The sequence below is a fragment of the Micromonospora sp. NPDC005710 genome, from assembly GCF_040630995.1.
Classification (GTDB): domain Bacteria; phylum Actinomycetota; class Actinomycetes; order Mycobacteriales; family Micromonosporaceae; genus Micromonospora.
Window position 1 is genome coordinate 38,687 of sequence record NZ_JBEXYP010000012.1, and the last position, 16,941, is coordinate 55,627.

A 16,941-nucleotide genomic window follows, 5' to 3' on the forward strand; every position below is an offset into this window, starting at 1 on the left:
GGCGGGGCGGTTCAGCCGGTGGGCTGGTCGTTGCGGATCATCAGGGCGCTGCGCAGACCGGTGATGTCCAGGACGCGGATCAGGAAGTCGCCCACGTGCGTCAGCATCAGCAGGCTCTGGGCGTGGCTGGCCTTGCGGCTGAGCACGACGAGGGTGCCCAGGCCCTGGGAGTCGCAGAAGGTCACGCCGCCGAGGTCGAGCACGATCTTCGGCGGCGGGTCGGCGAGCACCTCGTTGACGACGGTGGAGAGCTGAGCCGCCGTGAGCATGTCGATCTCACCGGCTAGGCGCAGCACTGCTTCGTCGCCCGTCCGGTGTAGCGTGATGGACAGTTCGGCACGATCCACCCGGTCAGCCTAGCGCGATCCGACGGACCTGGCCTGTCGAGGCCACGAGACGACGCGGTCCAGGCCACGAACGGCCGCCGTCCAGGCCACGAGGCCCCCGTGTCGGTGCTCCTGCCGGCCCCAGGTCGTGGGTGAGCCGGGTAACCCCGCCACGGGGTGGCTGCTGGTTGACCGTCCGACGCTGTCACAATGGCGGCATCGTGACCGACATCTTTCCCGCCGGGTCCGGCCGCTACCCAGCCGACGCGCCGGCCTCCGAGGCCCTGTTCGACCGCGCCCGCGCCATCGTGCCGGGCGGGGTGAACTCCCCTGTGCGCGCCTTCCAGGCGGTCGGCGGCGCCCCGCGTTTCATGGTTCGTGGTGAGGGCCCCTGGCTGTACGACGCCGACGGTCGCCGCTACGTCGACCTGGTGTGCTCCTGGGGCCCGCTGATCCTCGGGCACGCCCACCCGGAGGTGGTGGAGGCCGTCCAGGCCGCCGCCGCCCTGGGCACCAGCTTCGGCACGCCCACCCCGGGTGAGGTGGAGTTGGCGACAGTACTGGTCGACCGCACCCCGATGGAGCAGGTACGCCTGGTCAACTCGGGCACCGAGGCGACCATGTCGGCGATCCGGCTGGCCCGCGGCTTCACCGGCCGCTCGAAGATCGTCAAGTTCGCCGGCTGCTACCACGGCCACGTCGACGCGTTGCTCGCCGCCGCCGGCTCCGGCGTGGCCACCCTGGGCCTGCCCGACTCGCCCGGTGTAACCGGCGCGGCGGCCAGCGAGACGATCGTTCTGCCGTACAACGACATCCGGGCCGTCGAGGAGGCGTTCGCCGCCGAGGGTCAGCACATCGCCGCGGTGATCACCGAGGCCGCCGCCGGCAACATGGGCGTGGTGGCCCCCCGCGACGGCTTCAACCAGCAGCTCGCCCGGATCGCGCACGCCCACGGCGCCCTGCTCGTGGTGGACGAGGTGATGACCGGGTTCCGGGTCTCCCGCTCCGGGTGGCACGGCCTCGACGCGTCCGACGCGGACCTGTGGACGTACGGCAAGGTCATGGGTGGTGGCCTGCCCGCCGCGGCGTTCGGCGGGCGCGCGGACATCATGGCGCGACTCGCGCCGGCCGGCCCGGTCTACCAGGCCGGCACCCTCTCCGGTAACCCGCTGGCCTGCGCCGCCGGTCTGGCGACCCTGCGGCTCGCCGACGACGCGCTCTACCGCAAGCTCGACGACACGGCCGCCGTCGTGGGCAAGCTGGCGTCCGACGCGTTGGCCGCCGCCGGGGTTCCGCACCGTTTGTCGTACGCGGGCAGCATGTTCTCGATCTTCTTCACCGACGCCGACGTGGTCGACTACGACAGCGCGCGCACCCAGCAGGTGCCGGCGTTCAAGGCGTTCTTCCACTCGATGCTCGCCGCCGGCGTCTACCTGCCGCCGAGCGCGTTCGAGTCGTGGTTCGTGTCGGCGGCGCTCGACGACGCCGCTCTGGAACACATCGCCGACGCGCTGCCGACGGCAGCGAACGCGGCGGCAGCGGCTGGTCACGGGGGGTAAAAAACCTTGAGTAAGACAGTGGTGCACGTGCTCCGGCACGGCGAGGTGCACAACCCGGACCAGATCCTCTATGGCCGGCTGCCCGGTTTCCGCCTCTCCGAGCTGGGTGTGCAGATGGCCAAGGCCGCCGCGCAGGGCCTGGCCGAGCGGGAGATCGTGCACGTGGTGGCCAGCCCGCTGGAGCGCGCCCAGCAGACCGCCGAGCCGATCGCCGCCCAGTTCGGGCTGCCAGTCGGTGTGGACGAGCGGCTGATCGAGAGCGCCAACTGGTTCGAGGGCAAGAAGGTCTCCCCGGGTGACGGGTCGTTCCGCGACCCGCGCAACTGGTGGGTGCTGCGCGACCCGGTGACCCCGTCCTGGGGTGAGGCGTACCGGGTGATCGCCGAGCGGATGTTCGCCGCCGTGCACGCCGCCCGGGTCGCCGCCGAGGGCCGCGAGGCGGTGCTGGTGTCGCACCAGCTCCCGATCTGGACGTTGCGCCGCCACGTCGAGCGCAAGCGGCTCTGGCACGACCCGCGCAAGCGGCAGTGCGGGCTGGCCAGCCTCACCTCGTTCCACTTCGACGGCGCGAAGGTGGCGGGCATCGGCTACAGCGAGCCGGCCGCGCACCTGATCGCTCTCTCCGCGACCGCCCGGACGGCCAAGGGGGCCTGATGAACGCCCGGAGGTGGACCGCCGGCCTGCTCGCCACCGTCGCCGCGGTGGCGCTGGCCGGCTGCACATCCGGGGGCGGCGGGGAGAAGAGCTGCTCGAGCGACGGCCTCACCGTCACCTGTGCGCCGGACCAGCGGTCGAAGACCCCGAAGGTGGTGGGCGAACTGCTCACCGGCGGTGAGTACGACGTCTCCCAGGCACGCGGCCAGGTGGTCGTCGTCAACTTCTGGGGTTCCTGGTGCGCGCCCTGCCGCGCGGAGGCCGACGACCTGGAGGCCACCTACCAGGCCACCAAGGCGTCCGGGGTGACCTTCCTGGGGATCAACGTGCAGGACAGCCTGGAGAAGGCGATCGCCTTCGAGCGGGGGCGGGTCACCTACCCGAGCATCTTCGACCCGTCCAGCAGCCAGGCGCTGAACTTCGACATCCCGCCCAACGCGACGCCAGCGACTGTGGTGCTCGACCGCAACGGTCAGATCGCGGTGGTGATCCGCCGCGCCGTGACCAGAGACGAGCTGCGGCCGATAGTCGAACGGGTCGCCGCCGAGAAGTCGGCCCCGAACTGATGGGTGAGACCTTCGAGCAGTTGGCCCTCAGCGGGCCGCTGCTGCTCGCCATCGGCGCGGCGGCGCTCGCCGGCCTGGTCAGCTTCCTCTCCCCGTGCGTGCTTCCGCTCGTTCCCGGCTACCTGTCGTACGTCACGGGCCTGGCCGGCGCCGACCTGGAGGGCCGCCAACCGGCGGACGACCCCGTTGCGCCCTCCGGGGGTGTCGCGGTCAAGGAGCGGGTCGCGCGGGCCGGCGCGGTGAAGGGGCGGGTGCTCGCCGGGACGCTGCTCTTCATCGGCGGTTTCACTGTCGTCTTCGTGGCCACCGCCATCCTCTTCGCCAGCATCGGCCGGGTCTTCTTCGACTACAAGCGCGAGTTGCAGATCGGCGTCGGCCTGCTGATCATCGTGGCGGGGTTGAGCTACCTCGGGATGATCCCGGCTCTGCAACGGGAGTTCCGGATCTCCCGGTTGCCGTCGGCCGGGCTGCTCGGCGCACCGGTCTTCGGGGCGGTCTTCGCGCTCAGTTGGGTGCCCTGCACCGGCCCCACGCTCGGCGCGGTGATGGGCATGGCCACCGCCAGCGGCCAGAGCGACCGCGCCGTGGTGCTCGCCGTGGCGTACTGCCTCGGGTTGGGGATACCGTTCATCGTCTTCGGGCTGGGCTTCGAACGCCTGCTCGGGGTCTTCCGCGCCATCCGGCGCAACAGCCGCTGGGTCACCCGGGTCGGCGGCGCCCTGCTCATCCTGATCGGCCTGGCCCTGGTCACCGGCGGATGGCAGAGCTTCGTGATCTGGCTGCAGACCACCGTCGGGGTGGGCGAGGTGAGCATCTGATGACGGTCGTCGACGACCGACCGGAGACCGTGGCGCCCGCGCCACGTCGCCGGCCCAACCGGCTGCTGGCCCTGCTGCGCAACTCGTGGCGGCAGCTCACCAGCATGCGTACGGCGCTGATCCTGCTCTTCCTGCTCGCGATCGCCGCCATCCCCGGCTCGGTGCTGCCGCAGCGTGGGATCAGCCCGGAGCGGGTCAACCAGTACTTCGTCGACCACCCGGACTGGGCCCCCCGACTGAACCAGATCGGCGCGTTCGAGGTCTTCGGCTCGGTCTGGTTCTCGGCGATCTACCTGCTGCTGTTCACCTCCCTGATCGGCTGCATCACGCCCCGGCTGCGCGACCACGTCCGCACACTGCGGTCCCGGCCGCCGGCCGCACCGAAGCGGATGGCCCGGCTGCCGCAGCACACGGTGCTGCCCGCCCCGCCCGGTGGGGCGGCGGCGATCGCCGAGATGCTGCGCCAGCGCCGCTGGCGCGTCGAGGTGCGCGGCGACGAGGTCTCCGCCGAGAAGGGCTACCTCAAGGAGACCGGCAACCTGCTGTTCCACACCTCGTTGATCGCTGTGCTGATCGGCGTGGCGCTCGGCTCCTGGTACGGCTGGAGCGGCAACCGTCTGCTGGTGGCGGGTGCTGACAACGCGTTCTGCAACACCCGCCAGCAGTACGCCGAAGCGAAGCTCGGCCCCCAGGTGGACAGCGCCGACCTGCCCCGCTTCTGCCTGCGGCTGGACGACTTCCAGGCCCGGTTCCTGCCGTCCGGCCAGCCGGAGTTCTTCAACGCCACTGTCACCGTCGAGGGCCCGGACGAGCCGACCCGCAGCGCCGACTTCTCGGTGAACTCGCCGCTGCGCCTCAAGGACGCGAGCGTCTACCTGCTCGGTCACGGGTACGCCCCGGTGATCCGCTACACCGACCGGTTCGGCAACAGCCAGGTCAGTGACGAACCGTTCCTGACCACCGGCGACATGGGCCTGACCAGTGAAGGGCTGGCCCAGTTCCCGGACGCGAACGTCGACCCGGCGACCGGCCGGCGCGTGCCCGACCTGCAGATGGCGTTCACCGGCATCTACCTGCCCACGGCACCCGAGCAGGCGCCGTTCGTCAGGTCGCAGTACCCGACCGAGCGCAACCCCGCACTGAACCTGGTCGCCTACCGGGGCAACCTCGGCCTGGACGCCGGCATCCCCGGCTCGGTCTACCAACTCGACCAGCGGCAGGTGCGCAACGGCAAGCTCAAAGAGGTGGGCACCAAGCTCCTCCGCAAGGGCGAGACCTGGAAGCTGGACGACGGCACGACTGTCGAGTTCCTGGGCACCGAGCGGTACGTCACCCTCTCCGTCCGGCACGACCCGGGCTCGACGATGCTGCTGGTCAGTTGCGGTGTCCTGCTGGTCGGGCTGATGGGTTCGCTGTTCGGGAAGCGTCGCCGGGTGTTCTTCCGGGTGCTGCCGGCCGACCCCGGGAAAGGATCTCCGACGAACGGTAGTAGCTTGATGGAGGTCGGTGGGTTGCCGCGTACCGACTATCCAGGGTTCGCCGACGAGTTCACGCAGCTCGTCGCCGCGATCAACGGTGCCGAACGGCCTGAAGCTGACTCCACTGAGCGGGCCGGCGTGCGAGAAGGAGCCGAGTGATGTCCGCACTCTCCGACAATCTGGTGACCTTCGCGATCCTGGTCTACCTGATCGCGATGATCGGGCACGCCGTCGAGTATGCGCTGGGCAACGTGCGTACCCGGGTCGCCGAGGCGGCTCCGGTGCGCGAGCTGGTGGGTGTCGGCGCGGGCGGCGGTGTCGTCGCGACGCCTGCCGCGTCGGTGACGTCGCCGCCCACTACCGACCGCTCAGCCCGGCGGGCCCGGCTGGCGGGCCTGGTCGGGGTGGGTGCCACAGCGGTCGCCGCGGCGCTGCACCTGGCGGCGCTTGTCACCCGAGGGCTCGCCGCGGATCGGATGCCCTGGGGCAACATGTACGAGTTCGTGCTCACCGTGACGTTCATCGGGGTGGCCGCCTGGTTGGTGGTGCTGTCGAAGCGGCCGTCGCTGCGCAAGCTCGGGCTCTTCCTCACCCTGGTGATGGTGTTGCTCGTCGCCACCGCCGAGCTGGTGCTGTACGTGCCGATCGTGCCGCTGGTGCCGGCCCTGAACTCGTACTGGTTCATCATCCACGTCTCGACGATCGTCTTCGCGTCCGGCATCTTCCTGCTCGGCGTGGTGCCGGCGGTCGGTTTCCTGATGCGCAACGGGTACGAGCAGGGCAAGCGCAGCTTCCCGTACACCCTGGCCAAGCGGCTGCCCGGCGCGGCCGGCCTGGAGCGGCTGACCTTCGCGCTGCACGCCTTCGCGTTCCCGATCTTCACTTTCGCGGTGATCGCCGGTGCCATCTGGGCCGAGGCGGCCTGGGGTCGGCCGTGGGGCTGGGACCCGAAGGAGACCTGGGCGTTCATCTCCTGGGTGGTGTACGCCGGCTACCTGCACGCCCGCGCGACGCCCAGCGTGAAGCGCAACGTGGCCACCTGGATCGCGGTACTCGGCTTCCTCACCATGCTGATGAACCTGTTCGGCGTGAACATCTTCTTCACCGGCCTGCACTCGTACGGCGGGCTCGACTGACCCACATTCGGCAGAATGTAGAACTACACTTCTAAGAAGCGTGGTTCTACATTCTGCAGGGACGTGCCAGTGAAGCTCTCGAAACCAACCAGGATCTTCGATCGTGACGTCGAATGGGCGGAGCTGGCCCGCTTCGCCACGAACGACAGCCCCGGCGCGACGTTGGGCGTGGTCAGCGGTCGTCGCCGGCAGGGCAAGACTCTGCTGTTGTATGAGTTGGCTCGCGCTACCGACGGTTTCTACTTCGGGGCGACCGAGGCGACCCCAGCGGAGTCGCTGCGTCGACTCGGGGAGGCACTCGGCCGGCACACCGATGCGCCTGGTCCGCTTCGCCTGGACGACTGGTCCGATGCGGTCGACGCGTTGCTCGCGCTGGGCCAGCGTCGCCCGGTCACCGTGGTGATCGACGAGTTCCCCTATCTTGCCCGATCCAGTCGGGACCTCCCGTCGATCATTCAGCACGCTCTGACGCCTGGCCGGGTCGAGCGCACCGAATCACGTGCGCGCCTGCTGCTGTGCGGTTCGGCGCTGTCGTTCATGGGTGGTCTGCTCGCCGGTTCAGCCCCGCTGCGCGGACGGGCCGGGTTGGAACTGCCCGTGCCGCCGCTCGACTATCGGGCCGCCGCGACGTTCTGGGGCATCGATGATCCGTCACTCGCTGTCCGTGTGTACGCGATCGTCGGGGGCACGCCGGCCTACCGACGGGAGTACGTCCAGGACGACGTACCCGACGGGCCAGACGATTTTGACGACTGGGTGGTCCGTGCCGTGCTGAATCCGGCCCGCCCGCTGTTCCGCGAGGCTCGCTATCTGCTGGCCGAAGATCCCGACCTGCGGGACACCGCGCTCTACCATTCCGTGCTGTCCGCGGTCGCCGAAGGTAACGGCACCCGGGGAGGGATCGCTGGGTACATCGGACGGAAGGCCACCGACCTCCAGCACCCGCTCACCGTCCTTGAGGACGCCGGCCTCCTCATCCGCGAGCCCGATCCGCTCCGCAGCGGGCGTAGCCGTTACCGCATCGCTGAACCCCTGATCACCTTCTACCAGTCAGTCATGCGGCCCTCCTGGACGGCGTTGGAGCAGCGGCGTGGCGCGGACGTCTGGAGGCGTTCCAACCGCCGGTACTCAAGTGGCGTGCTGGGGCCCGCGTTCGAGGAAATCGTCCGGCAATGGGCCTTGCGCTTTGCCGCGCCGGAGACATTCGGCGGAGTTGTCGCTGAGGCCAGCGCGGCAGTCCTGAGCGATCCGTCCACCCGTACCAGCCTGGAACTCGATCTGGTGGCGTTCGGCGAGCCGCCATTCGGCGACGGCCCTCGGCCGCTGCTCGCCATCGGAGAGGTGAAGTGGGGTCGCACACTGGGTCGGCCCGAGCTGGATCGACTGGCCCGAGCGCGTGACCTGCTTGCCGCTCGTCCCGGGCTGGACGTGCGGGACGTCCGGTTGCTGCTCGCGAGCGCCGCGGGGTTCACTGACGAGCTTCGGGACGCGGCCGTTCAGCGCCCTGATGTCATCCTCGTCGATCCGTCGAGGCTCTATTCGGGCGACTGAGCGCGTCCGGCCGCACCGGGTCGGGTGCAGCGCAGGGTCTCGTCTACGCGCAGCGTGATCTGGTACGACACCTCGGGCAGGTCGGCCAGCGCGATCCGTTCGCCTCGCAGTGCCAGTTGGGCGTGCAGTTCCCGGGCGATGGCATCGCGGAGCGCGACCAGCAGGGGAGACAACCCGTCCGGGTCACCGACGACGAAGGCGTCCGACATGGATCCACACTGCCCCGCCTGCCGCCGATCCGCCGCCGATCCGCCACCGCGCTGTCGCCGTGCCATCGGATCAGCTGCCGAACCAGCCGGGCACGTCGAGCCGGAACCAGTTGGCCGAGGCCATCCTGCCGAGGTCGTCCTCCATGGCGTCGACCCGCTCCGCGCCGAGGGTGTCGGCCCACCGCTGGCGCAGCCGGTCGAAGATCTCGGCCGAGCGGCGTAGCCCGTCGGCGCCGCGCGCTGTCACCCGGACGAGCCGCCGCCGGGCGTCGGTGGGGTCGTCGACCCGTTCCAGGTAGCCGACGGCCACCAACCGGTCGACGGTCTTGCCGGCGGCCTGTTTGGAGATGCCCAGCCGTTGGCCCAGCTCGGTGGCGGTGGTGCCGTCCGTGCCGACGGCCTGGAGCACGAACCCGTGCAGCGGTCGCAGCTCCGGATGCCCCTCCCGGGCCAGTTCGGCGTGCAGATCGTCGATCAGCGTCCGGAAGCCGGCCAGCAGCAGCAGCGGTAGCGCGAAGCCAGGACGCGCGGGATCAGCGGTTGCCATGTTCGACAACCACGTTTACTATTTCGTCAACCACGTTGACCATCGTACGGGGTGCGACATCGCCGCTCCCGACCGACGCTGTCGAAAGCAGGTAACCGTGTCCGTCTTCACCGAGCACACCGCCGAAACCGCACCCGCTGCCGCCCGCCGGACCATCGAGGGAGTGCGGGGCCGCTTCGGTTGGCTGCCGAGCGCGGTGGCGCTGATGGCCGAGTCACCACAACTGCTCAACGGCTTCCTCACCGCCAACGCGGGCTTCGAGCAGACCGATCTCACGCCGTTGGAGCGGGAAGTGGTCGTTTTCGCCGTCGCCACCACCAACGACTGCCACGTCTGCGTCGCCCTGCACACCGGCACCCTTGGCCGACTCGACGCGACCCCCGAGCTGATCACCGCGCTGCGTGGCGGCTCGGTGCTGCCCGAGCCGCGCCTGGAGGCGTTGCGCCGGTTCACCCTCGCCGTGCTGGCGCACCGGGGCGCGGTGCCCGACGCCGAGGTGGACGACTTCCTGGCCGCCGGTTACCAGCCCCGGCACGCGCTGGACGTGGTGTTCGGCGTCGGCGCGTACACCATCTCCACCTTCGCCAACCGGCTCACCCGGGCACCGCTCGATCCGCCACTGGCCGCTCACGCCTGGACGCCCGCTGCCTGACCGAAGCCGCTGGTCAGCCGCTGCTCAGGACGCCCCGAGGAAGTCTCGCAGCAGGGCGAGCATCTCGTCGGGGCGCTCCTCGTACAACCAGTGCCCGCAGTCCTCGATCACCTCGCCGCGGACCGTGTCGGCGTACCGGCGAACCTGCTCGGCGACCTGCCCGCCGAGGCTGGCCGCCGCGCCGACGGCCAGCACCGGCATGGTCAGCTTGGTGTCCCGGTACGCCGTGTTGTCGGCGATGTCCTGCTCGAACGCCCGGAAGTACGCGAAGCTGGCCCGCAGATGCGCCGGGTCGCGCAGATGACTGGCGAACTCCTCGATGTCGGGCCCGGCGATGCTGCCCTTGCGGATCATCAGGGCGTCGGTGAACTTGTCCACCCAGAGCGACTCCCGCCCGTCGACCATTGCCTCCGGAAGGCCGTTGTCGACGGAGAAGTAGCCGAAGTTCCACACGCCGGGGCCGGCCGACGTGAGCGCGGGGAACGTGTAGATGCTCTCGTCCGGGATCGGCGCCTCGCTGAGCACCAGTCGACTCACCCGCTGCGGATGGGCTGCGGCGTACGCGTACGCCACCATGGTCCCCAGGTCGTGCCCCACCAGCCGAAGGTCACTGACAAGACCGAGCTGGTCGAGTAGTCCGTGCAGGTCGGCGGCGACGGTCTTCTTGTCGTACCCGCCGTCCGGGGCGTCGCTGCCCCCGAAACCGCGCAGGTCGGGCGCTACCACGTCGAAGGAGCGCCCCAACTCGGGCAGCAGGTGCCGCCACATGTACCAGCACTGCGGATAGCCGTGCAGCAGCACCAGTGGCGGGCCGGCACCGCCACGGACGTAGTTCATGGTGATCTGGCCGACCCGCGCCCGTTCCTCGCTGAACCCCGCCGGAACCCGTTCCCCGCCCATCGCCGCCTCCGTCCGCCGTCTCGCCCGTGCTCGCCCTGCGCGGTTCGCCCGCAGGGTCCTCTGCCGTTCGCCGCCTGCCCGGCTACCCGCTCAACCGCCCGCCATGCCCCGCCAGTGCGGGCCTAGATCCACTCGCCTTTCATGAAGTCGTGGTGTCCGGCACCCTGGGACACCGCGACTTCGTGAAAACCGAGTCGATCTAGGCGTCCGCCGCCGCCCGGCCGCGCCGTCTGCCGGGTCGTGGCGGGGAATCGCGAGCGTCACAGCACCCGGCGTGGGTGGTGCGGGAGCCGGTGCGGGAGACTGGGCGACATGGCGGCTCGTGGCTTCCCGTACACCGATCTCAAGGACTTCATCGCGGCGCTGGAGCGCGCGGGGGAGTTGCGCCGGGTCGACGTCCCGGTCGATCCGACGCTGGAGATCAGCGAGGTGGTCACCCGCACGGTGCGGGCCGGCGGCCCGGCGCTGCTCTTCGAGCGGCCGACCCGGGGCGAGATGCCGGTCGCGATCAACCTGTTCGGCACCGAGAAGCGGATGGCGATGGCCCTCGGCGTCGACTCGCTCGACGAGGTCGGTGCCCGGATCGGCGCGATGATCAAGCCGGAGTTGCCGGTGGGCTGGTCGGGCATCCGGGAGGGTCTCGGCAAGGTCATGCAGCTCAAGTCGGTGCCGCCGCGCAAGGTGAAGACCGCCCCCTGCCAGGAGGTGGTCTACCGGGGTGAGGATGTCGACCTCAACCGGCTGCCGGGGTTGCAGGTCTGGCCCGACGACGGCGGGATCTTCCACAACTACGGGCTGACCCACACCAAGCACCCGGAGACCGGCAAGCGCAACCTCGGCCTGTACCGGCTCCAGCAGCACGGCCGCAACACGCTGGGCATGCACTGGCAGATCCACAAGGACTCCACTGCACACCACGCGGTCGCCGAGCGGCTCGGGCAGCGTCTGCCGGTCGCTGTCGCGATCGGCTGCGACCCGGTCGTCTCGTACGCGGCAAGCGCGCCCCTGCCGAGCGACATCGACGAGTACCTGTTCGCCGGGTTCCTGCGCGGCGAGCGGGTGGAGATGGTCGACTGCCTCACAGTGCCGTTGCAGGTGCCGGCGCACGCGCAGATCGTGCTGGAGGGCTACCTGGAGCCGGGTGAGCGGCTGCCCGAGGGGCCGTTCGGTGACCACACCGGCTACTACACCCCGGTCGAGCCGTTCCCCGTGCTGCACATCGAGGCGATGACCATGCAGCGCAAGCCGGTCTACCACTCGATCGTCACCTCGAAGCCGCCGCAGGAGGACCATGGCCTCGGCAAGGCCACCGAGCGGATCTTCCAGCCGCTGCTGAAGCTGATGATCCCGGACATCGTCGACTACGACCTGCCGGCCGCCGGGGTCTTCCACAACTGCGCGATCGTGTCGATCCGTAAGCGCTACCCGAAGCACGCGCAGAAGGTGATGAACGCGATCTGGGGCGCGCACCTGATGTCGCTGACCAAGCTGATCGTGATCGTCGACGAGGACTGCGACGTGCACGACTACAACGAGGTCGCGTTCCGGGCCTTCGGCAACGTCGACTACGCCCGGGACCTGCTGCTCACCGAGGGCCCGGTGGACCACCTCGACCACTCGTCGTACCAGCAGTTCTTTGGCGGCAAGGCCGGCGTCGACGCGACCCGCAAGCTGCCCACCGAGGGTTACACCCGCGGTTGGCCGGAGGAGATGACCATGGCGCTCGAGGTCGCGGCCCTGGTCGACAAACGCTGGAAGGAGTACGGAATCTAATGGCCACCACGAACAACCCCCGCGATCTTGTGCTTCCGGTCGACGATTCCTTCCCTTCCGGCCCCGCCGACAGTGCGGGATCGCCGACGAGGGTGCGGGCCTTCCTGAAGCTTGTCGCCGTCGAGCACTCCGTCTTCGCGCTGCCGTTCGCCTTCCTCTCGGCGCTGGCCGCGATGCAGAGCTTCGGTGGGCGGGTGCGCTGGCTCGACCTGCTGCTGATCACCGTGGCGATGGTCGGGGCGCGGACGTTCGCGATGGCCGCCAACCGGATCCTCGACCGCACCATCGACGCGCGGAACCCGCGTACCGCCGGCCGGGAACTGGTCACCGGAGCGGTGAGCGTGCGGACGGCCTGGACCGGTGCGGCCGTCGCGCTGGTGGTCTTCCTGGTCGCTGCCGCCCTGCTCAACCCGCTGTGCCTGGTGCTCGCGCCGCTCGCCGTGGTGCCGCTGGTCGTCTACCCCTACGCCAAGCGGTTCACCAACTGGCCGCACGCCATCCTCGGGATCGCCCAGGCGGTCGGCCCGGTCGGGGCCTGGCTGGCGGTCACCGGCACCCTGGACGGCTCCGGGCCGGCCTGGCTGCTCGGCGCGGCCGTGGGGCTGTGGATCGGCGGCTTCGACCTGATCTACGCCTGCCAGGACTCCGAGATCGACAGGGAGATCGGCGTGCACAGCGTGCCCGCCCGGTACGGTCGGCGCTTCGCCCTGCACGCCTCCTCGGTCGCGCACGTGGTGACCTTCGCACTGTTCGTCTGGTTCGGTGCGCTCATCGGTCTCGGTTGGCTCTGGTGGATCGGGCTGGCGCTCACCGCTGTCGCGTTCGCCTACCAGCACCTGGTGGTCACCCCGACCGACCTCAGCAAGGTCAACCGGGCGTTCTTCACCGCCAACGGGTTCGTCGGCATCGCGCTGTTCCTCTTCGCACTGCTCGACCTGGTGATCCGCCTCGGCCTACGGCCCTGAGGCTGAGCCGGGCCTGAGGCTGAGCCGGTCCGGCCTACGGCCGTGCGGTCGGCGGTGTGGCGCTGACGGGGTAGCGAGCGCTCTCGAACGTCCAGTCGATCGTCCCGCGCACGGCGTACGCGATCCCGTCGAGATGGTCGGCGACCACCTCGTCCAACGCCGGGCCGAACGACGGCACGGCGGCTCGCAGCGCGACGAAGCGTCGCATCGCCACCCGCCAGCGTTCGGCGGCCCGTTCGACAGCCTCCGCCTCCGGCACCGCCAGTTCGGCCTCGATGGCGAGGGCCAGGTTGTGCCCACCGGCGGTCGTGCGGTCCCGTTCCAGCGAGGCCAGGTCGTTGTACCAGGACAGCAGGTCATTGCCGGTGCGGGCGATCTGACGCAGCAGCGGGTGGTGGTAGACCGGGTCGGGCAACGGTCGAGCGCTGACGAACTCCACCAACGGGTACGACACCTCCGCAGCCGAGGTCGACCGACGCAACTCGACGTACTCGTCGACGCTGGGACGGTGACCGGCCTCCTTGTTGACCGCCTCCTGCCAGGTGCCGTCGAGGTGCCGGGCCACCGCGTCGGCGAAGCGCTGCCGCCACCGGGCCGGCATCCGGCGGCGCGGCTCCCGCCAGGCCAGCACCAACAGTCGCCGCAGCGGGCCGGTCAGCCCGGTCTGCCGCAGCCGGGTGCCGTCGTGCAGCAGCGCCAGCGTGCCGTTGCGCAACGCCCGGATCTGCTCCGGCGTCAACCGGTTCGGCCCGTCGCAGGCGTCGTCGACAAGGAAGAACCAGGTGAACAGCGCGGCCAGCACCCGCAGGTCGGCTTCGGTCGCCTCCGGGTAGAGCCGCCCCGCGTACCGGGCGAAGGCCCCCCGGGACAGCCGGTGCAGCGCCGCGTCGTCAAGTGGAAGCCCCAGCTCGGGCAGCACACCGAGCAGCCAGGCCTGCACACGGTCGGCGTGTGGTGGTGGAAGCCGGGGCGGGATCGGGCATTCGGCGCGCAGCGCCCGGAGGGTTTCGCCGGTCGTCACCGATGCCTCCTCCGCGAGATGGTTCCGGTGCGAATCGCCCCGCGCAGCATCTCAGGTCGTTGGACGGGCAGGTGCCCCGCCTGACATCTCGGACGGGCAACCCCGGGGGTGCCCACCGGCCGACCAGCAGGACCAGGCAGGCTGGGGGCATGCGGGAACCATGGGTGGTCGGGGTCTCCGGTGCCTCAGGTACGCCATACGCGGCGGCGGTCATCGGCGGCCTCCTCGACGCGGGCGAGCCGGTGGACCTGATCGTGTCCCGGGCGGCGCGACTCACAGTGCTCGACGAGACCGGTCGACCCTTCCGCGACGGCCACTGGGTCGAGGACCTCGGCGCCTGGCTCGGCCGGGACCTGACCACGGCGGACGTACGGCACTGGCCGGCCGGCGACCTGGCCGCCGGGCCGAGCAGTGGCTCCTACCGGGTACGCGGAATGGCAGTGGTCCCGGCCAGCACGGCAGCCTGCGCGGGCATCGCGATCGGGCTCTCCAAGGACCTGTTGCAGCGTGCCGCCGAGGTCAACCTCAAGGAACGCCGCCCCGTGGTGCTGGTCCCCCGGGAGACCCCGGTGACCCGCAGCCACCTGGAGCACCTGATCGCACTGCACGACGCCGGCGCGGTGGTGCTGCCGGCCAGCCCCGGCTTCTACGGCGCCGGCGCGGCGGCCAGCGCGCAGCAACTTGTCGACTTCGTGGCCGGCAAGGTGCTGGACGCGCTCGGCGTCCCGCACACACTGTTCCGGCGGTGGTCCGGTCAGCTCGGCGCGAACCGAAGCTGAGCCGTTCCGATCACCGCGCTGCTCAGCGTGAGCGGTGGTGCCGCCCGGCGGTCGGCCGGAGCGGTACGCGGACCGGACTGGTGTCCGGTCCGCGTGGCGTTGTCCGCACCAGTTCAGTACATGCCGGCGTTGGCCGGACCCGGCCCCGTGGATGCGGCCGGCCCCACGTTGCGTGGCTTTCCGACCTCATCCACCTCGTCCAGCATGCCCTCCCCCTCAAGCAGGGCTCGCACCTCGGATTCCCGAAACCGGCGATGCCCGCCTGGAGTCCGGATGCTTCCTATCCGGCCGGCCGCCGCCCATCTCGTCACAGTTTTCGGGTCTACCCGAAACAGCGCGGCGACCTCACCCGGTGTCAGCAGGCGATCTCCAGTGTCCACAGCCCCCTCCTCGCGTCGACGAAGCCCCCGGCTGAACACACTGCCCCCGGCTGGTGCGTAGCCCAGAGCCGTCATGAGGGACGTATGGCAATTACAGCACCGGGGACATGGCCTGTCCGCCCAAACGCGAAAAATGCACTGAGTGGGGAGTTAGTAATGTTACTGGTGCTACCTCGGCCCTGACCGGCGGTTTATGAACAGTGACTCACCGCTCAGTCCAACGGGTGCCGAAGGCCGCACGTAACGCGTCAGCGGTTAGGGTCACTCTCTGTGGATGCCATCGACCTGAGCCTCGTCGACCTGCTGCGCGGCAACGCCCGACTCTCGTACGCCGAACTGGCCCGACAGGTGGGCCTCTCCGCCCCGGCCGTGCACGAGCGGGTCGGCAAGCTGGAGAGCAGCGGCGTGGTCCGGGGCTACCGCGCGGATGTGGCACCGGAGTCGATCGGGCTGGGTGTCACCGCTCTGATCGGCGTCGTCGAGGACTCCGGGGCCGACACCGACGACATGCTCGAATCGCTGCGGGTGCTGCCCGAGATCGAGTCCTGCTACTTCATGGCCGGCGTCGAGTCGTTCCTGCTCAAGGCGCGGGTCGGCACGATCGCCGAGCTGGAGCAGTTGATCGTGCGGTTGAACCGGACACCGGGGGTCGCCTCCACCCGTACCGCCATCGCGCTCTCCACGAAGTGGGAGAACCGCCCCCAGCCGGTCGGCACGCCCGCGGCCTGACCACCGCGTACCCCTGGTGTCGCCCGGGCGGCCGGCGGTAGCGTGCGCCGATGACCCCGCCGGCGCGTCCCGTGGCCGTGGTGACCGGCGCTGCCGGCGGCCTGGGCCGGGCCATCGCCACCGCGCTGCACGACGACGGCTGGTCGGTTCTGCTCACCGACCTCGACGCGGCGGCGGTGCGGACCGTCGCGGTGCCGCTCGGCGGCTGGTCGGCCGCCCTGGACGTCCGGGACGAGGACGCCTGCGCCGCCGTCGCCGCGGCTGCCGCGAGTCAGGGCGACCTCGCCCTCTGGGTCAACAACGCCGGCATCCTGGTCACCGGGCCGTCGTGGGAGCACGACGCCCCGACCCGCCGTCGGGTGCTCGACGTGAACGCCCTCGGTGCCATGAACGGCACCCTCGCCGCGCTTGCCCTGATGCGCGGGCAGGGCCACGGCCACGTGCTCAACGTCGTATCCCTGGCCGGGCTGGTCGCCGCACCCGGCGAGACGGTGTACGCGGCGAGCAAGCACGCCCTGCTGGCGTTCAGCCTCGGCACCCTGTCCGACCTGCGGATGGCCGGGTACCGGCGGGTGCACGTCTCCTGCCTCTGCCCGGACGGCATCTGGACCCCGATGCTGCACGACCGGCTGGACGATCCGGGTGCGGTGGCCTCGTTCACCGGGTCGATGCTCACCGCGCAGCGGGTGGCCGACCGGGCGGTCCGGCTGGCCCGTCGACCCCGCCCGGTGGTCAGCCTGCCCCGGTGGCGGGGTGCGCAGGTGCGCCTGTTGGACGCGTTGCCCCGGTTGGCAGTCGCGCTGACCCCGCTGGTCCGGGCCGTCGGCCGCGCCGGTCAGCGCCGCCAACGCCGCCGGACCGGCGCTGACCGCCGCTGACCTGCTTGCTAGGTTTCCGA

At 70.6% G+C, this 16,941-nt stretch carries 19 protein-coding genes; 13 read left to right on the forward strand and 6 right to left on the reverse strand.

All coding sequences use genetic code 11. The features are described 5' to 3' along the window. Positions 1 to 11: 11 nt before the first annotated feature. Positions 12 to 347 carry an STAS domain-containing protein gene (locus tag ABZ406_RS17790; protein ID WP_088951070.1) on the reverse strand — a complete coding sequence of 112 codons (336 nt, stop codon included), beginning with the start codon at positions 345 to 347 and terminating at the stop codon, positions 12 to 14. 200 nt (positions 348 to 547) lie between these two features. Between ABZ406_RS17790 and hemL the strand changes: the two genes are divergently transcribed. The 7 genes from hemL to ABZ406_RS17825 all read left to right on the forward strand — a co-directional run bounded on the left by hemL (position 548) and on the right by ABZ406_RS17825 (position 8,088). Next, positions 548 to 1,885 (forward strand): glutamate-1-semialdehyde 2,1-aminomutase, encoded by a 1,338-nt coding sequence (hemL, locus tag ABZ406_RS17795; protein ID WP_357762423.1) that lies wholly within the window; start codon positions 548 to 550, stop codon positions 1,883 to 1,885. Between the two features lie 6 nt (positions 1,886 to 1,891). Next, positions 1,892 to 2,539: a histidine phosphatase family protein gene (locus tag ABZ406_RS17800; protein ID WP_357525907.1), complete on the forward strand. Its 648-nt coding sequence runs from the start codon at positions 1,892 to 1,894 to the stop codon at positions 2,537 to 2,539. Then, positions 2,539 to 3,105, forward strand: a complete 567-nt coding sequence (locus ABZ406_RS17805) for a TlpA disulfide reductase family protein (RefSeq protein WP_357762426.1) — start codon at positions 2,539 to 2,541, stop codon at positions 3,103 to 3,105. The genes ABZ406_RS17800 and ABZ406_RS17805 overlap by 1 nt, the downstream gene beginning before the upstream one ends. Next, complete coding sequence (locus ABZ406_RS17810) at positions 3,105 to 3,923, forward strand: cytochrome c biogenesis protein CcdA (RefSeq protein WP_357762428.1); 819 nt, start codon at positions 3,105 to 3,107, stop codon at positions 3,921 to 3,923. The genes ABZ406_RS17805 and ABZ406_RS17810 overlap by 1 nt, the downstream gene beginning before the upstream one ends. Further along, positions 3,923 to 5,560, forward strand: a complete 1,638-nt coding sequence (locus ABZ406_RS17815; RefSeq protein WP_357762431.1) for a cytochrome c biogenesis protein ResB — start codon at positions 3,923 to 3,925, stop codon at positions 5,558 to 5,560. Before ABZ406_RS17810 ends, ABZ406_RS17815 begins: the two co-directional genes overlap by 1 nt. After that, positions 5,560 to 6,537 carry a c-type cytochrome biogenesis protein CcsB gene (ccsB, locus tag ABZ406_RS17820; protein WP_357762434.1) on the forward strand — a complete coding sequence of 326 codons (978 nt, stop codon included), beginning with the start codon at positions 5,560 to 5,562 and terminating at the stop codon, positions 6,535 to 6,537. Before ABZ406_RS17815 ends, ccsB begins: the two co-directional genes overlap by 1 nt. A gap of 69 nt (positions 6,538 to 6,606) precedes the next feature. Further along, entirely contained in the window at positions 6,607 to 8,088 is a 1,482-nt protein-coding gene (locus tag ABZ406_RS17825) for an ATP-binding protein (protein ID WP_357762437.1), read from the forward strand. On the opposite strand, the gene ABZ406_RS17830 is transcribed toward ABZ406_RS17825, so the two are convergent. Next, positions 8,073 to 8,297: a hypothetical protein gene (locus ABZ406_RS17830; protein ID WP_357762440.1), complete on the reverse strand. Its 225-nt coding sequence runs from the start codon at positions 8,295 to 8,297 to the stop codon at positions 8,073 to 8,075. The two genes, ABZ406_RS17825 and ABZ406_RS17830, sit on opposite strands and share 16 nt — an antisense overlap. A gap of 70 nt (positions 8,298 to 8,367) precedes the next feature. Beyond that, positions 8,368 to 8,844, reverse strand: a complete 477-nt coding sequence (locus ABZ406_RS17835) for a MarR family winged helix-turn-helix transcriptional regulator (protein WP_357762443.1) — start codon at positions 8,842 to 8,844, stop codon at positions 8,368 to 8,370. Positions 8,845 to 8,941: 97 nt separating this feature from the next. Here ABZ406_RS17835 and ABZ406_RS17840 point away from each other — a divergent pair, with 97 nt between their 5' ends. After that, entirely contained in the window at positions 8,942 to 9,496 is a 555-nt protein-coding gene (locus ABZ406_RS17840) for a carboxymuconolactone decarboxylase family protein (RefSeq protein WP_357762445.1), read from the forward strand. 24 nt (positions 9,497 to 9,520) lie between these two features. On the opposite strand, the gene ABZ406_RS17845 is transcribed toward ABZ406_RS17840, so the two are convergent. Then, positions 9,521 to 10,396 (reverse strand): alpha/beta hydrolase, encoded by an 876-nt coding sequence (locus tag ABZ406_RS17845; RefSeq protein ID WP_357762448.1) that lies wholly within the window; start codon positions 10,394 to 10,396, stop codon positions 9,521 to 9,523. 312 nt (positions 10,397 to 10,708) lie between these two features. Here ABZ406_RS17845 and ABZ406_RS17850 point away from each other — a divergent pair, with 312 nt between their 5' ends. Both ABZ406_RS17850 and mqnP read left to right on the forward strand, forming a co-directional pair. Then, a complete protein-coding gene (locus tag ABZ406_RS17850; RefSeq protein ID WP_357762451.1) occupies positions 10,709 to 12,169 on the forward strand; it encodes a menaquinone biosynthesis decarboxylase in 1,461 nt (486 codons plus the stop codon). Next, complete coding sequence (gene mqnP, locus ABZ406_RS17855; protein ID WP_357762454.1) at positions 12,169 to 13,134, forward strand: menaquinone biosynthesis prenyltransferase MqnP; 966 nt, start codon at positions 12,169 to 12,171, stop codon at positions 13,132 to 13,134. Before ABZ406_RS17850 ends, mqnP begins: the two co-directional genes overlap by 1 nt. A 34-nt stretch (positions 13,135 to 13,168) precedes the next feature. On the opposite strand, the gene ABZ406_RS17860 is transcribed toward mqnP, so the two are convergent. Continuing rightward, complete coding sequence (locus ABZ406_RS17860; protein WP_357762457.1) at positions 13,169 to 14,155, reverse strand: terpene synthase family protein; 987 nt, start codon at positions 14,153 to 14,155, stop codon at positions 13,169 to 13,171. 149 nt (positions 14,156 to 14,304) lie between these two features. On the opposite strand from ABZ406_RS17860, the gene ABZ406_RS17865 reads away from it, so the two are divergent. Further along, positions 14,305 to 14,934, forward strand: coding sequence for a UbiX family flavin prenyltransferase (locus tag ABZ406_RS17865; protein WP_357762460.1), 630 nt, complete (start codon positions 14,305 to 14,307; stop codon positions 14,932 to 14,934). A 113-nt stretch (positions 14,935 to 15,047) separates the two neighbouring features. On the opposite strand, the gene ABZ406_RS17870 is transcribed toward ABZ406_RS17865, so the two are convergent. Next, a complete protein-coding gene (locus tag ABZ406_RS17870) occupies positions 15,048 to 15,314 on the reverse strand; it encodes a BldC family transcriptional regulator (RefSeq protein ID WP_007454516.1) in 267 nt (88 codons plus the stop codon). Positions 15,315 to 15,584: 270 nt separating this feature from the next. Here ABZ406_RS17870 and ABZ406_RS17875 point away from each other — a divergent pair, with 270 nt between their 5' ends. Together ABZ406_RS17875 and ABZ406_RS17880 are read left to right on the forward strand one after the other, a co-directional pair. After that, entirely contained in the window at positions 15,585 to 16,043 is a 459-nt protein-coding gene (locus ABZ406_RS17875; RefSeq protein WP_357762462.1) for an Lrp/AsnC family transcriptional regulator, read from the forward strand. Positions 16,044 to 16,093: 50 nt separating this feature from the next. Beyond that, the gene (locus tag ABZ406_RS17880; RefSeq protein WP_357762465.1) at positions 16,094 to 16,921 is read left to right on the forward strand and encodes an SDR family NAD(P)-dependent oxidoreductase; all 828 of its coding nucleotides are present in this window, start codon (positions 16,094 to 16,096) and stop codon (positions 16,919 to 16,921) included. The last annotated feature ends 20 nt before the right edge of the window (positions 16,922 to 16,941 follow it).